Raw genomic sequence first — 12407 nt, 5'->3', positions numbered from 1 at the left:
CGCAGCCGGGGTCCTCGCGGTGCTGGTCACGGGCACTCACTCCGCGTGGTCGAGCTGGGGAGTCATCCTCTACCTCGGCGGCCGCATCGCGTACCTGCCGCTCTATGGCTTCGGTGTCTTCCTGGCCCGCTCTCTTGCCTGGCAGGCCGCGACGGCCGGGATCGCCGCGGTCTACGTCTCACTGTTTCTGTAGCTCCTCGGGAGACTCATGCTCTACATGGTTCTCGAACGCTTCAAGGGTGATCCGGGACCGGTGTACCGCCGCTTTCGAGACCGCGGCCGACTGGCTCCGGACGGCCTGCGCTACGTGAACAGCTGGGTCACGAGTGACCTCCAGGCTTGCTATCAGGTCATGGAATGCGAGGACCGTCGCCTGCTGGAGGCATGGATGGATCAGTGGCAGGACCTGGTGGACTTCGAGGTCCTTCCCGTCGTGACCTCGGCCGAGGCCGCCGCGAAGGTCCTGGGGGCTGGCCCTGCCGGGCAGCGTTGATCAGCGGAACTTGCGCCGGTTGTGATCGCGCTTGGCGAGCTCGGCTTCGACCTGCGCGCGGCTGCGCGGGTAAGTGAGCTCACGACCGCGGACGGTGCCCACGTAGGCGAGGTTGTTCCGCGTCGGAGTGAGTGAGCAGCGCACGCTCTGGGCGATCACGACGTCGATGCGGTCCGCGTGTTTGTTGAGCACCACGGCCTCGACCACCTGGCCGGTCTCGGTCTTGAGCTCGATCGTCTCATTCTCCATGACTTTGCCTCATGAGCAGCCCGGTCGCGGCGCTCCTCACCTCGGGAGAGGAGAAGCGGAACGCGGCGCGGTCGAGCAGATAGTGGATGAAACCCGTCGCGAAGCCCAGCGCGACCAGCGCCGGCACGACGGGGGAGGAGCGCAGCCAGACGGCCAGATGGCCGAAGATGCGTTCCGCGTAGGTGAAGCCGTCGTCGACGGCCTCGACCTCCATCACCGGCAGGAGCAGGGCGGAGACGAGCGCGAGCACGAGCAGCACCGCCCAGCCGCGCCGGTTCACGGGCGCGAGCCAGCGTTGCCAGCGCGCGCCGGCCGTCGCCGGCTCGCCCGACGCCGCAAGCGAGGTGAGTCCCATGGCTGCGCTCCAGTGCTGCACGCTCCAGGGCACGACGAACAAGAAGGGATCTCGCGCCACGAACGCGAGCAGCACCATGGCCGAGACACCCAGCACGTAGGCCACGCGCGGCAGTGACGGCCGGCCCGAACGCAGCTCGAGGACGAGCATGCCCGCAGTCGCGAGCGCGACGAGCGCGATGCTGCCGTGCCGCAGCACGAGCGCCAGGACGCCCGACAGGTTCGCGCCCAGCAGCGGATCGAGCCAGCGCCCCTGGAACGCGATCGACTCGGTCAGCGCATCTGCCAGCACGACGAAGCCACCGCCGATGACCAGCGCGAACCAATAGTCGAGCCGGCGCGCAGCCGTGTCCGATGTTCTGCCCGCGCGAAGCCGGTACAGGCTGAGCACTCCGAAGTGCTGAGCTGCGAAGTGCTGACTCACGAACAGATAGTCGACCACGGCGAGCCACACCACGCGCTCTGCCCGCGGCATCGGCAGCAGGCGCTCTGGAGTCAGCAAGACTCCGAAGCAGGCGGCGGTGATGAGCAGGGGCCCCACCACGAACCGCCACGGCTGCGCGGCGAGCAACGGGCGGTATGCCGGCGTCGCGTACACGAGCCAGGTCGACGAGAAGCGATGCCCGAGCCAGAGCGGCACCGTGAGCGCGAAGAACAGCCCGTCCACCGGGCTGGCGCGCACGTCGCCATGGCCCTTCCCCAGGAGCAGGACCAGGGGCACCAGCCACAGGGCATTCAGGACCCAGACGAGATCCCACGCCGGGCTCTTGATCCAGGGCATGTCCAAGTAAAACACTAGACGTCATGAAGTGGTTTGCCTACCTGCCCCTGTCGATGGCGTTGGCGGTCGCAGCGAGCCTGCCGGCGAGCGCGCAAGAGCGGATCGTGCTGCTGCGTCACGGCGAGAAGCCCGCGCAGGGCCTGGGCCAGCTCACCTGCAAGGGCCTGAACCGCGCGCTCCTGCTTCCCGCATTCCTGGCTCAGGAGTTTCCGCGGCCCGACTACATCTTCGCGCCCGATCCTTCGGTGAAGGCCTGCGAGCTCCACGGCGACGGTCAGTGCTACGACTACGTGCGGCCGCTGGTGACCATCGATCCGACCGCGATCCGCCTCGGCATGCCGGTCGACACTCAGATCGCCTACAACGACATCGGCAGGCTCGCCGACACACTGCTCGGTGAGCGGTACCGCAAGTCCACCGTCCTCGTCGCGTGGGAGCACCTCAACATCGTCCATTTCAGCGAGCTCGTGTTGCGCCGGCTCGGAAGCAGCGCGGCCGTCCCCGACTGGTCGAACGGCGACTACGACACGATCTTCGAGCTGCTCGTCGGCGCGAACGAGCCGCGCACCGTCCAGCTGAAGGTGCACACGGAAAAGCTCGGCGAGCTCTCGGACTCTTGTCCGACCGGCGTGAGTCACTGAGCTTTGTCGGAGCTGATCGTTCACGAGATCCCGGACACCTGGGGTCTGCCTTCGGTGGGGCCGTTCTGTCTCAAGCTCGAGACCTGGCTGCGCATGGTCGACATCCCCTACCGGGCGGTCATCGATGCAACGCCATTCGGCGGACCGAAACGCAAGCTGCCGTGGATAGAGCACGAGGGAAACAAGCTCGGCGACTCCGGCCTGATCATCGAATATCTCGAGAAGCGCCTCGAGCGCAGCGCCGACGCGAGTCTCTCGGCCAGCGAGCGCAGCGTTGGGCACGCGCTGCGGCGCCTGATCGAAGAGAACCTGTACTGGACGATGGTCTACGACCGGTGGATGGTCGAGAAGAACTGGCCGGTCGCGCGCAAGGTGATTCTCGGGCGGGTCCCTGCTGCGGCACGGCCGATCATTGCGCCGATCGCGCGTCGCGGCGTTCGAAAGCAGCTCGAGGCACACGGCATCGGCAGGCACTCTCGCGAGGAGATCCACGCGATCGGCCGAGCCGACGTCGGGGCGATTGCCGAGGTGCTGGGCGACAAGCCATTCCTGATGGGTGGCGCGCCGAGTCAGATCGATGCCGTGGCGTACGGTCTCTTGGCCAACATCGCGCTGGTGCCGATCGAGAGTCCCGTGCGCGACGAGATCCAGGGTCGCCGGAAGCTGATGAGTTACATCGAGCGGATCCGAGAGCGCTACTTTGCGCGTTAGCCCGCGTATCACCCGGTACGCGATCGGCATCGGACTCCTCTCTGTCGTGGCCGGGTCCGACGCGGCACCCGAGCCCAAGCCCGCGCTAGTGGACGTATCTCACGAGGCCGGGGTCTACGCCGATCTGCGCTCGGTCGTCACGCGCTGGCTCGATGCCGTGCTTCACCACGACGTCGGCAGACTCGTCGCGCTGGCGGCGCCCGAAACTCGCGACGGCATCCGCCGTCAGCTTCTCGACGACCAGTCCGAGCTCACGCGCATTCTGTTCGTGGGCAAGAGATCGGTTCGGTCACGCTTTGCGCAAGTCTCGAGGCCCCGGATCTATCTGTTCGAGCACACCGAACTCGCCAAGGCCGGCATGGGCACGACCGTCTGCATCACCCGCGACCCGCTCCCGGAGCCACTCCCGGACAGCCTGGAGAAGCTCCCGCCTTCGCTCGGTCCCGAGCCCGTCTTCTGCCAGTTCTTCTGGCGCGACGACACAGCCGAGAAACAGTGGTATCCGAACTACAGCTATGGCTCGTCCGACGACGGGGCGTAGGTGAAGGATTCCTTCGTGTGTGAGCACCTGGGTTCGGGCGTCGCGCTCCGGCCCGACGACATCCTGGAGTGGCAGGACGGTCCGGTCAGCGCCGCCCTGCGATGCTCGCAGTGTGATTCATGCGCGCTCCTCGAGTGTCTCGACCTGGACGAGCGGGGTCAGATCCGAGTCTTCGCCATGAGCCCGCTGACTCGTGCGGCGCTGGACCTCTACCTGCGCAACGTGGCGAAGGGAAGCTGCGATCCGTCGCGCGCGAAGGCCGAGTGGCAGGCGCTGCTCGCTTCGGCCGGCCGCCCTCGCCATCTCGTGGCCTACGACGTCGGCATCGGGCGGATGATCTCGATACGCGCCTTCCCGGAGGGCGAAGCCGCGCCGAACGGCCCCTGGCCGCAGCGCATCCCCGCGCGCGACGACCCGCGCTGGTTCACGCTCACGGGCCTGTCCAAGAAGAGCGGCGCGTTGCTCTGAGGTGATTCGATGTCCCGTACCGCTTCATGTTCCTGTGGGCAGCTGAAGATCCGGGTAGAGGGCGAGCCGCGCGGCGTCGGCATCTGCAGCTGCCTCGCCTGCCAGCAGCGCACGGGCAGTGTGTTTGCGGCGCTGGCCGCTTTTTCCGCACCCTACGAGGTGTCTGGCACCGCCACCGAGTATCTCAGGGTCGGAGATCGGGGATCGCGCTTCGTCTTCCGCTTCTGCCCGGTCTGCGGCAGCACGATCTTCCATACCGAAGTGGGCCATGACCGGTCCGTGAGCGTGGCCGTGGGGGCCTTCGCCGATCCGAGCTTCCCCGCGCCCCGGGTCTCCGTCTATGACTGTCGGCGCCACCCGTGGGTACAGCTGCCGTCCGGTACGCGGGTGTTCGAGACGGATCCAGACTGAGGACGTATGAAGGCAACGGAGCCACAGCTGATCACCCACCCCTCGCTGCGAGGAGTTCTGGAAGAGCTCGTCGCGCGCGAGCCGATCTTTCACCGGCCCGAGCACGGAACGACGCGCAGGCACTTCGAGGAGATGACGGAGCCCGACTTCTGGGAGACGGGTGCCTCCGGACGTCGCTACAGCCGCGAGCACGTCCTCGACACGCTGGCGCAGCGCTACGAGACGCCGCACGAGGATCCGTGGCTGACGGAAGGCTTCCAGTGCCGTGAGATCGCGCCCGACAACTACCTGCTGACTTACACGCTTCGGCAGGGCCCGCGCGTGACACGGCGTGCGACGATCTGGCGCCGCCGGGCCGGCGCCTGGCGGATCGTGTATCACCAGGGGACTGTGGTCGAGTCACCGTGAGCGACGCGCGCCCTTCCTACGAGCCGGAAGCGCTCCGCGCGCTGTTCGACGAGATGGCGCAGACCTACGGCGCGATGAACCTGGTCTCGTCATTCGGCTTCGCGGCCCGTTGGCGGCACCAGATCGTCGCTGCGCTGCCCCCCACCGAGCCTCTTCGCCGGGTCGTCGATCTCATGTCGGGGATGGGTGAGCTCTGGCGCTCGCTCTCACGGCGGCTGGGCCCGGACTCACAGGTGATCGCGGTGGACCTCTCGTCCGAGATGACTCGCCGCGCCCCGAAGCGCACTCCTTTTCCCGTGAGCGTTCGCACGGCGGACGTGTTCGAGCACGATTTCGGCGGCGATCGCTACGACGCCGTCGTCTCGTCGTTCGGTCTCAAGACACTGAGTCCCGAGCAACAAGAGAAGCTCGCGCTTCGCGTCGCAGATCTGCTGCGGCCCGGCGGAACCTTCGCGTTCGTCGAGATCTCCGTTCCACCCAGCGCCCTTCTTCGTCAGCCGTACATGTTCTACGTCAAGACGGTGATCCCACGGATCGGCCGGGTCTTCCTCGGGAATCCCGCGAACTATCGCCAGCTCGGCGTCTACACCGAGGCCTTCGGGAATTGCGTTCACTTCGCCGCTTGCCTTCGCCGCGTGGGTCTCGAGGCCGTGCTCACGAGCTACTTCTTCGGCTGCGCGACGGGTGTCGTGGGCAGGAAGCCCTGGTAACCTGTCGCGCTAGAGGAGAGCGTCATGGCAGCGTACCTGATCGCGGATGCGGAGATCGTGGATTCCGCGACGTTCGACGAGTACAAGCGGCGGGTCGAGCCCGTCATCGCGAAGTTCGGCGGTCGCTACCTGGTGCGCGGTGGACCCCACACCGTGTTCGAAGGAGACTTCAAGCCGCACCGGCTCGTGATGATCGAGTTTCCGAACATGCAAGCGGTCACCGCCTTCTACCACTCACCCGAGTACGCACCGGTGCTGGCGCTGCGCCTGCCCGCAGCCAAGATGCGATTGCTGGCCGTGGACGGGGTCTAGAGTCGTGAAGTCCGCTGTCTCTCGTCTCGTGATCGTGGTGAGTCTCTTGGCCGGGTTGGCCTGCCAGCGCGCGCCGTCCGCGCGTGCGACGATCTCCAGCGCCGAGCTCGCGCAGCAGATCCAGAGCGGCCATGCGCCGATCGTGCTCGACGTGCGCAGCGAGGAGGAGTTCCGCTCGGGTCACATCCCGGGAGCGCGAAACGTGCCGATCGACCAGCTCGAGGGCCAGCTGGCGACACTGGGGATCGCGAAGTCCGACGAGGTGGTGGTCCATTGTGAGCGCGGGGCCCGTGCCGCAAAGGCCGAGGCACTGCTCGACGCGGCCGGCTACCAGCACGTGGTCGATCTGCAGGGCCACATGAAGGGCTGGCGAGAGTCGGGGCTTCCGCAGGAGTAGCTCGCGCGCTCACGCGGCGAGCGAGTACTGGCGCCGCACGACGTGCCCGAGCACCGACACGAGCCGCCGCTCGAACCAGCGGCCGCTGCGCAGCGGGCGGAACAGCATGCGCTGCGCCTCGTCCATCGGGAAGTGGTCGGCCATGATCTCGCGGGCACGCTCGAGATATTGTTCGAAGGTCAGGCGAGCGAACGGCTTCGAGCCGCTCCAGCCCGCGTCGAGTGACTCGAAGGCGAGCCTCAGGTCCTCGTCGCGCACGAGCTGGCTGCGCGCGACCAGCGTACGCGCCTTGCGCCAGGTCGAATTGCGCTCGCGCGCATCGTAGCGCACGAACAGGCGCCGGAAGTATCCGTAGTGGCGCACCTCGTCGGCGCTCATCGCGCGAAGCATCGCCGCGAGCTCGGGGTCGCTCGTGTAGTCGGCGAAGCAGCGATAGGCCATGGCGGTCTCGGTCTCGGTCACGCAGCGCGCCAGCGCCTCCAGCGCAGGGCTGGGGCGCAGCAGCTCGTGCGCACAGCGCGGGCCGTAGACCGTGACGAAGCGCTCGTAGCTGCGTGGCCAGTCGAACTCGGGCCAGGTCCGCGCCACGTACTCGCGGGTGACTCGCCCGTGGCTGCTCTCTTCCGCGCGCCACACCTCGCGAAGCCAGTCCTGTGTCTCCGGGTCGTCGCCGAAGAACGGCAACAGGTTGTCGACATACAGGGGAACGGTCGTCTCGAGAAACGAAATCGAAGCCAGAGAGTAGAAGAGAAATGAGTCGCGTCTGACCGTCGTTGGCATGGCAAGACAGACTCCGTAGCCGCGGCGCGTATTCGCGCTCGCGTCGAACGTCGCGATCCGGTTGGAGTTTGTGACTGTCACACGCCGTGTTACAATCGCGTTCTGAGCTCGAGTCACACTGCCCGGAAGCACCTGCGATGAAGCTCCACCCGATCCTCCTCGGCCGCACCAAGGTGCCGTATGGCCAATTCTATGGCGGTCTGTCCGGCTGGGCGGGCGTCGCTGCCTTCTTTCGCCCCCGTGCGCTAGATCGCGCTCCCGTGAAGAGGGCGGTCCGCTTCTTGGCGATCCTCGTGGTCGTGCTGATCGTGGTCGGCTCGATCGCGGATCTCTGCGACGGCTTTAGGGTGCTCCGTTCGACTCATTCGTGGCGGATGGCGCTCCTGGCCATGCTGGGGCTCGGCACGCTCGAGCTCCTGGGCGAAGGGGTGAGTGGCTGGCTCTTCCGCCGAGGTCCTCGCTAGCATGCGCGCGCTGGTTCTCTCGGCCCTCGCGCTGCTCGCGCTCGGCTGCGCGACCTCGGTCCGGCCCGTCGCGCCGGGCGACCTCGTCGGCGACGGACCATCCGCGACGCGCGTGACCGTGCGCGTGAAGGAGCCCATGGAGATCCACTCCGCGTCGACTGTGTACGTGCTCCCGGTCGGGGAGTACCGGCCGGTCCATGCCGACGACCACGGCGTGTATTTCGCCTCTCCTGCGGGTGTGCTCCACCGTTCCGGCGGAGCGCAGGAGACGCTGGTCGGCGGGCTGCACCTGCCGAACGCCGGCGGCCGCTACTACTCCTTTCCTTCGATGTACATCGAGGACTCTCCAGGCAAGACGCGCAAGCTGCCTCTGCCCGACGAGAATCTCACCGCCTACGGCAAGAGCGTCGTCTTCACGCTCGACGGCGTGGAACAGCTGCCCGATGGTCACTGAGAAGCGGGTCGCGCTCGTTTCCGACACACACGGCCTCGTGCGGCCGTCGGTCCTGCGGAAGCTCGAGGGCGTGGATCGCATCGTCCACGCAGGAGACGTCGGCGCTCCCGCAGTGCTCGAGGAGCTCGCGCGTATCGCGCCCGTCACCGCGATCCGCGGCAACAACGACCAGGGTGAGTGGGCAAAGTCTCTTCCCGACACCGAAGTGGTCGAGATCGGCAGCGCCTGTCTGTACGTGCTCCACGACCTCGCGGAGCTCGACCTCGATCCCGCCGCCGCCGGCTTCCAGGTGGTCGTCTCGGGTCACTCGCACCGGCCGAAGATCGAGCGGCGCGACGGCGTGCTCTATGTGAACCCCGGAAGCATCGGCCCGCGCCGCTTCTCGCTTCCGATCGCGCTGGCGCTGCTTCGCGTGCGGGGCTCGGAGCTCGACGCGCGCCTCGTCGAGCTGGAGGACTAGCGTGCGAGCGACCCTGGTCGTGATCGCGCTGCTCGTCGCTGGGGGCACGGCCACGCTGGACCAGGAGCTGGCCCGGCTCCACGTCCATACGGCGCTCGTGATTGCCGCGCCCGGTGTGGACGAGCCTCCGCTCTGGTCACCCGGATCGGATCGCCTGGCGGCATCCGTCGCCGGGAGATGGCGGACCGTCGATCTCGGTCACGTCCTGCTCCAGGAGGGCAAGTTGCGCCCCGGGCTGCGCATCGGCATGGTCGCCAGCCAATCGAGTGTCTCGGAGTCGAGCTCGGCGCCCCCTTGGAAGGGTCTGTCGCGAGCGAGTGCCCGCCGGATCGCCTTGAAGTCCGGGATCGCTCTGGAGCTCCGGCCCGAAGTCGACGAGCTGAGCACGTCACTCATCCTGACTCGCCCCGGGAAGCCATCGCAGATCGTATGGACATCGGATCACGAGACCTGTCACACTCTGGTCGCGGCGCTCGACGACCAACACGTCGCGTTCGTGTGCGACGGGAATGGAGTATTCGTGATCCGGCCCGGCGACATACCGGAGGGTGGCGCCCATGCGAAGTAGCACGCACGAGCGAGACCGGAGACAGGACTGGGCATGGACGGTCTTCGTGGCTGCTTTGATGTGCGCGGTGCTCGGGGCCGCGGTGTATTTTCTCGTCACAGGGACCGGCGACCGCGATCATCGCGCGCGTGTGGGTGCGTGGATCGCCGCGGTTGGCTCCGTCGCGCTCGCTGGCCAGACTCTGTGGACCACGCGGAACGGCTTTGTGTATCACGGTCGCCTCGTGACCTATCAGAAATCCGAGGAGCCCGCTCTATACCGGTGCTGGGTCGCGATCCAGTGGAGCGGCGTCGCCGCACTCGCGCTCATCGCGGCCCAGGTCCTGCTGCCGCGTTGATTCTCTACTACCGTGTCCTGGTCGTCGTGTTTGCGCTCGGATGCGTCATCTATGGCTTCCGGCGAACTCATGACTCGGAGCGGCTCCTGGTGTTTCGCCTCGGACGCGTCCAGCGGCTCGCTGGCCCTGTGGCGGTCGCTCTCCAACGACGAGATCATCGCTCGGCTGGTCCAGCTCCAGGGTCGGCCCGGCTCAGTGTGACCGGCGCAGCCCGCGCCAGGCGAAGGCCGTCAGGGCGAGAGTCCCGAGCTCGATCACGAGCGCCGTCAGGTGATACTGGTTCGCCGTGCCATCGAGCGCGATGCCGAGGATCCGGAGCGCGGGAATGAGCGCGAAGGTGAAGGTGGCGAGCCCGAGCGCCGGCTCGAGCCACTCGGCACGGCGCAGGCTCGCCAGGCAGAAGAAGCCGGGCGCGAGCTGAAGGGCGCCATACATGACTCGCAGGTCCGTGAGCGCGGTCGGCGTCAGGCTCGTGAGCTCGGCAAATGCGAGCATGCGCTCGGTCGCCAGCACGTAGAGAGCGCCGAAGAGAGCCAGGATTCCACCGGACCACGCTGCCGCGAACCTCGCGAGTCGCACGCCCACCTCACTTTCGCGCGCGTATCCTATCATCCCGAAGTTGGGCGAACGGGTTCACGGGTTCACGCGCGTAGACCAGGAGCCGCGTCCGGCGGAGTGGGTCGAGTGTCTCGACAAGCTTCACGCCGAGCCGTTCTACCGCGACTACAAGCAGCGCGTACGCGAGCTGCTCGCGCCGCGGGCCGACGGGCTCCAGCTCGAGGTCGGCTCGGGTGTCGGGACCGACGCTCGGGCGCTCGGGGCGCGTGTGCTCGGTCTCGATCGCTCGCGCACCATGTGCCGCGAGTCACGCGCGCGCGGGCTCGCGTTGGTGGTGGCTGCAGAGGCCGAAGCGCTCCCGCTGCGCTCGGGACTCGTGGCCGGCGCCTGGTCGGATCGCACCTTCCAGCACCTGGCGCAGCCCGACCGCGCGCTCGCCGAGCTGGTCCGGGTGCTGCGGCCCGGCGGGCGGCTCGTGGTGGTCGACCCGGACTACGGCACGCAAGCGCTCCCGTTCCCCGATCCGGATCTCGCGCGCCGCGTGCTCGAGTTCCGCGCCTGCCACGCGCTGCGCAACGGCACTCTGGCCCACGACATGGGCCGGCGCTTCGCCGAGTCGGGTCTGTGCGACGTGGCGGTCGAGGAACGCCGGCTCGTGGTCCGCGATCCCAGCGCGGTGGATCACGTGCTGGGGCTGCGTAGCTGGGCGCGGAGCGCGTCGTCCCGGGGGTTCATGACTCCCGAGGAAGTCACCCGCTGGGAGATGCTCTACGATCAGGTCGTGGCGGCAGGCAAGCTGCTCTGGTCGGTCTCCTTCTTTCTCACCAGCGGCCGCAAGCCTGGCGCGAGGTGACACGATGAGGCCACGGATCTCCGTCTTTCCGCTCCTGCTCTTGGGACTCACCGCCTGCCCGGGCACGGGTTACCAGGCCAACCGGATCCCGGAGAGCCAGGCGCTGCAGCAGCCGGCGTCGGTCAACCGTCCGGGTCCGATCCTGCACGAGCCCTCGGGCCTCGAGTTCGGAGAGTGGTACGGTGAGTTCGAGCGGGTCACGGCCATGCGCTTCGACGAGCGCGGGCTGGACGTCGGCTTCGGCTACAACCTGCGCAAGCGTGACTGTCTCATCGCGACGACGTTCTACGTGTATCCGGCCCCGCGCATGAGCTTCATGGGGGCGGCCCCGGAGGTCGTGTCGTCAGTGGAAGCGGATTGGCTGGCTCAGGAGTTCGCGCGTTCGAGGGCCGAGGTCGAGTACTACCACCACATGGAGTCCCCCGAAGTGCAGCCCTGCAGCACCACGGCCGACGGCGCGACCCTGCCAGGCACTGCGCTCACGTTCCGCGAGCGGAACACGACCGGGGAGCTGAAGCTCTTCGTGTACCGGCACCAGTGGTTCCTGAAATACCGGTTCACCTATGGCGACGCGTGCGGCGACGTGCAGCCGCGGCTCGAGAAGCTGATCGCGGGCATGCCTTGGGTGGCCAGGTGAGTCGCCTCTGGGTGATCGCGCTCGTAGCCCTGGCGGCCGGCGCAGCGCGCGCCGAGTCTCCGGCGCCGACGCAGCGCATCGCCTACGCGAACGACGACTCATTGCAGTTCGGCGATCTCACGCTTCCGCCGGGCCCAGGTCCCTTCCCGCTCGCGGTCGTGATCCACGGCGGCTGCTGGGTCTCGCGCATCTCGTCGCTGGACGGCACCGCGGCCCTGGCGGCTGCGCTCAACGAGTCGGGCGTTGCCACCTGGAACATCGAGTACCGCCGGGTGGGCGACCGCGGTGGCGGCTGGCCCGGCACCTTCCTCGACGTGGGCGCCGCGACCGACTACGCCAGAACCCTCGCAGAGACCCATCCGCTCGACCTCCGCCGGGTGGTCGTCGTGGGTCACTCGGCCGGAGCGCACCTGGCGCTGTGGGTCGCGGCGCGGGCAAAGCTGCCGGCCCGGAGCGAGCTCCGCCGCGAGTCACCGCTGCCGCTGCGCGGAGTGGTCGCGCTGGCGCCGCCGACCGATCTGCGCGCGATCGCCGCGCGCGCGGGCGACGTCTGCGGCAGCCGCACGCTCGAGCGTCTCCTGGGCGGCACGCTGCACGCCGTGCCTCGACACTACGCGGAGGCCTCGCCAGCGGCGCTGTTGCCGTTGGCCGTGCGACAGGTTCTCGTCGCCGGCTCCGAGGATCATCTGATTCCCCCGAGCCTGGTCGCGGGCTACGCGTCCGCGGCGCGCGCGGCCGGTGACCCGGTGGAGCTCGACGAGGTGCAGGGCGCGAATCACATGGACTTGATCGCAGCCGGCCCGCCCGCCTGGCCCACCGT

The 12407-nt window shown here is 68.0% G+C and carries 23 protein-coding genes; 19 read left to right on the top strand and 4 right to left on the bottom strand.

Annotated elements, in window-relative coordinates:
• The coding region (locus tag VMR86_07095) for a hypothetical protein (GenBank protein HTO06809.1) at window positions 1-193 on the top strand (193 nt) is incomplete at its 5' end.
• A gap of 15 nt (window positions 194-208) precedes the next feature.
• A complete protein-coding gene (locus tag VMR86_07090) occupies window positions 209-493 on the top strand; it encodes a DUF3303 family protein (GenBank protein ID HTO06808.1) in 285 nt (94 codons plus the stop codon).
• On the opposite strand, the gene VMR86_07085 is transcribed toward VMR86_07090, so the two are convergent.
• Window positions 494-742, bottom strand: coding sequence for a hypothetical protein (locus tag VMR86_07085; protein HTO06807.1), 249 nt, complete (start codon window positions 740-742; stop codon window positions 494-496). It lies immediately after the preceding gene.
• On the bottom strand, window positions 732-1877 hold the full coding sequence (locus tag VMR86_07080; GenBank protein ID HTO06806.1) for a hypothetical protein: 1146 nt from the start codon (window positions 1875-1877) through the stop codon (window positions 732-734). Before VMR86_07080 ends, VMR86_07085 begins: the two co-directional genes overlap by 11 nt.
• Window positions 1878-1900: 23 nt before the next feature.
• On the opposite strand from VMR86_07080, the gene VMR86_07075 reads away from it, so the two are divergent.
• Genes VMR86_07075 through VMR86_07035 form a run of 9 tightly spaced genes read left to right on the top strand, consistent with a single transcriptional unit; the run spans window position 1901 to window position 6476 of the window.
• On the top strand, window positions 1901-2518 hold the full coding sequence (locus VMR86_07075; GenBank protein ID HTO06805.1) for a histidine phosphatase family protein: 618 nt from the start codon (window positions 1901-1903) through the stop codon (window positions 2516-2518).
• Window positions 2519-2521: 3 nt separating this feature from the next.
• Complete coding sequence (locus tag VMR86_07070; protein HTO06804.1) at window positions 2522-3229, top strand: glutathione S-transferase family protein; 708 nt, start codon at window positions 2522-2524, stop codon at window positions 3227-3229.
• Window positions 3230-3275: 46 nt separating this feature from the next.
• Complete coding sequence (locus VMR86_07065) at window positions 3276-3770, top strand: hypothetical protein (GenBank protein HTO06803.1); 495 nt, start codon at window positions 3276-3278, stop codon at window positions 3768-3770.
• 15 nt (window positions 3771-3785) lie between these two features.
• Window positions 3786-4238 carry a hypothetical protein gene (locus tag VMR86_07060; GenBank protein HTO06802.1) on the top strand — a complete coding sequence of 151 codons (453 nt, stop codon included), beginning with the start codon at window positions 3786-3788 and terminating at the stop codon, window positions 4236-4238.
• A 9-nt stretch (window positions 4239-4247) separates the two neighbouring features.
• Window positions 4248-4649: a GFA family protein gene (locus tag VMR86_07055; protein ID HTO06801.1), complete on the top strand. Its 402-nt coding sequence runs from the start codon at window positions 4248-4250 to the stop codon at window positions 4647-4649.
• A 6-nt stretch (window positions 4650-4655) separates the two neighbouring features.
• A complete protein-coding gene (locus VMR86_07050) occupies window positions 4656-5057 on the top strand; it encodes a DUF4440 domain-containing protein (protein ID HTO06800.1) in 402 nt (133 codons plus the stop codon).
• The gene (locus VMR86_07045; protein ID HTO06799.1) at window positions 5054-5767 is read left to right on the top strand and encodes a class I SAM-dependent methyltransferase; all 714 of its coding nucleotides are present in this window, start codon (window positions 5054-5056) and stop codon (window positions 5765-5767) included. The genes VMR86_07050 and VMR86_07045 overlap by 4 nt, the downstream gene beginning before the upstream one ends.
• A 24-nt stretch (window positions 5768-5791) precedes the next feature.
• Entirely contained in the window at window positions 5792-6079 is a 288-nt protein-coding gene (locus VMR86_07040; GenBank protein ID HTO06798.1) for a DUF1330 domain-containing protein, read from the top strand.
• A gap of 4 nt (window positions 6080-6083) precedes the next feature.
• On the top strand, window positions 6084-6476 hold the full coding sequence (locus VMR86_07035) for a rhodanese-like domain-containing protein (GenBank protein HTO06797.1): 393 nt from the start codon (window positions 6084-6086) through the stop codon (window positions 6474-6476).
• 9 nt (window positions 6477-6485) lie between these two features.
• Here the strand turns inward: VMR86_07035 and VMR86_07030 are convergent, their stop codons facing one another.
• Window positions 6486-7256: a ferritin-like domain-containing protein gene (locus VMR86_07030; protein HTO06796.1), complete on the bottom strand. Its 771-nt coding sequence runs from the start codon at window positions 7254-7256 to the stop codon at window positions 6486-6488.
• A 260-nt stretch (window positions 7257-7516) separates the two neighbouring features.
• Here VMR86_07030 and VMR86_07025 point away from each other — a divergent pair, with 260 nt between their 5' ends.
• From VMR86_07025 to VMR86_07005, 5 genes are read left to right on the top strand one after another with little or no spacing between them, the layout of a single operon-like run.
• The gene (locus VMR86_07025; GenBank protein HTO06795.1) at window positions 7517-7720 is read left to right on the top strand and encodes a hypothetical protein; all 204 of its coding nucleotides are present in this window, start codon (window positions 7517-7519) and stop codon (window positions 7718-7720) included.
• 1 nt (window position 7721) lies between these two features.
• Window positions 7722-8174, top strand: coding sequence for a hypothetical protein (locus tag VMR86_07020; protein ID HTO06794.1), 453 nt, complete (start codon window positions 7722-7724; stop codon window positions 8172-8174).
• A complete protein-coding gene (locus tag VMR86_07015) occupies window positions 8164-8634 on the top strand; it encodes a metallophosphoesterase family protein (protein HTO06793.1) in 471 nt (156 codons plus the stop codon). The genes VMR86_07020 and VMR86_07015 overlap by 11 nt, the downstream gene beginning before the upstream one ends.
• Window position 8635: 1 nt before the next feature.
• Window positions 8636-9202: a hypothetical protein gene (locus tag VMR86_07010; protein HTO06792.1), complete on the top strand. Its 567-nt coding sequence runs from the start codon at window positions 8636-8638 to the stop codon at window positions 9200-9202.
• On the top strand, window positions 9192-9539 hold the full coding sequence (locus VMR86_07005) for a hypothetical protein (protein HTO06791.1): 348 nt from the start codon (window positions 9192-9194) through the stop codon (window positions 9537-9539). Before VMR86_07010 ends, VMR86_07005 begins: the two co-directional genes overlap by 11 nt.
• A gap of 192 nt (window positions 9540-9731) precedes the next feature.
• Here VMR86_07005 and VMR86_07000 read toward each other — a convergent pair whose 3' ends face one another.
• The gene (locus VMR86_07000) at window positions 9732-10118 is read right to left on the bottom strand and encodes a DUF4345 family protein (GenBank protein HTO06790.1); all 387 of its coding nucleotides are present in this window, start codon (window positions 10116-10118) and stop codon (window positions 9732-9734) included.
• A 40-nt stretch (window positions 10119-10158) separates the two neighbouring features.
• Here VMR86_07000 and VMR86_06995 point away from each other — a divergent pair, with 40 nt between their 5' ends.
• The 3 genes from VMR86_06995 to VMR86_06985 all read left to right on the top strand — a co-directional run.
• Window positions 10159-10950, top strand: coding sequence for a methyltransferase domain-containing protein (locus VMR86_06995; protein ID HTO06789.1), 792 nt, complete (start codon window positions 10159-10161; stop codon window positions 10948-10950).
• Between the two features lie 4 nt (window positions 10951-10954).
• On the top strand, window positions 10955-11587 hold the full coding sequence (locus VMR86_06990) for a hypothetical protein (GenBank protein ID HTO06788.1): 633 nt from the start codon (window positions 10955-10957) through the stop codon (window positions 11585-11587).
• Window positions 11584-12407 (top strand): alpha/beta hydrolase (locus VMR86_06985; GenBank protein ID HTO06787.1); only part of this gene is annotated, 824 nt, incomplete at its 3' end. The genes VMR86_06990 and VMR86_06985, both read left to right, overlap by 4 nt.

The sequence above is a fragment of the Myxococcota bacterium genome (assembly GCA_035498015.1).
Lineage (GTDB): Bacteria > Myxococcota_A > UBA9160 > SZUA-336 > SZUA-336 > VGRW01.
Note: the sequence above shows the minus strand (reverse complement) of the source record. Positions and strands in the feature narration are given on the sequence as shown.

Excerpts from the sequence above, each read along its gene's own strand:
- VMR86_07005 (HTO06791.1), top strand. The coding sequence starts at position 9,192 with ATGCGAAGTAGCACGCACGAGCGAGACCGGAGACAGGACTGGGCATGG.
- VMR86_07030 (HTO06796.1), bottom strand. The coding sequence starts at position 7,256 with ATGCCAACGACGGTCAGACGCGACTCATTTCTCTTCTACTCTCTGGCT.
- VMR86_07020 (HTO06794.1), top strand. The coding sequence starts at position 7,722 with ATGCGCGCGCTGGTTCTCTCGGCCCTCGCGCTGCTCGCGCTCGGCTGC.
- VMR86_07040 (HTO06798.1), top strand. The coding sequence starts at position 5,792 with ATGGCAGCGTACCTGATCGCGGATGCGGAGATCGTGGATTCCGCGACG.
- VMR86_07080 (HTO06806.1), bottom strand. The coding sequence starts at position 1,877 with ATGCCCTGGATCAAGAGCCCGGCGTGGGATCTCGTCTGGGTCCTGAAT.
- VMR86_07085 (HTO06807.1), bottom strand. The coding sequence starts at position 742 with ATGGAGAATGAGACGATCGAGCTCAAGACCGAGACCGGCCAGGTGGTC.
- VMR86_07090 (HTO06808.1), top strand. The coding sequence starts at position 209 with ATGCTCTACATGGTTCTCGAACGCTTCAAGGGTGATCCGGGACCGGTG.
- VMR86_07055 (HTO06801.1), top strand. The coding sequence starts at position 4,248 with ATGTCCCGTACCGCTTCATGTTCCTGTGGGCAGCTGAAGATCCGGGTA.
- VMR86_07015 (HTO06793.1), top strand. The coding sequence starts at position 8,164 with ATGGTCACTGAGAAGCGGGTCGCGCTCGTTTCCGACACACACGGCCTC.
- VMR86_07075 (HTO06805.1), top strand. The coding sequence starts at position 1,901 with ATGAAGTGGTTTGCCTACCTGCCCCTGTCGATGGCGTTGGCGGTCGCA.
- VMR86_06990 (HTO06788.1), top strand. The coding sequence starts at position 10,955 with ATGAGGCCACGGATCTCCGTCTTTCCGCTCCTGCTCTTGGGACTCACC.
- VMR86_07050 (HTO06800.1), top strand. The coding sequence starts at position 4,656 with ATGAAGGCAACGGAGCCACAGCTGATCACCCACCCCTCGCTGCGAGGA.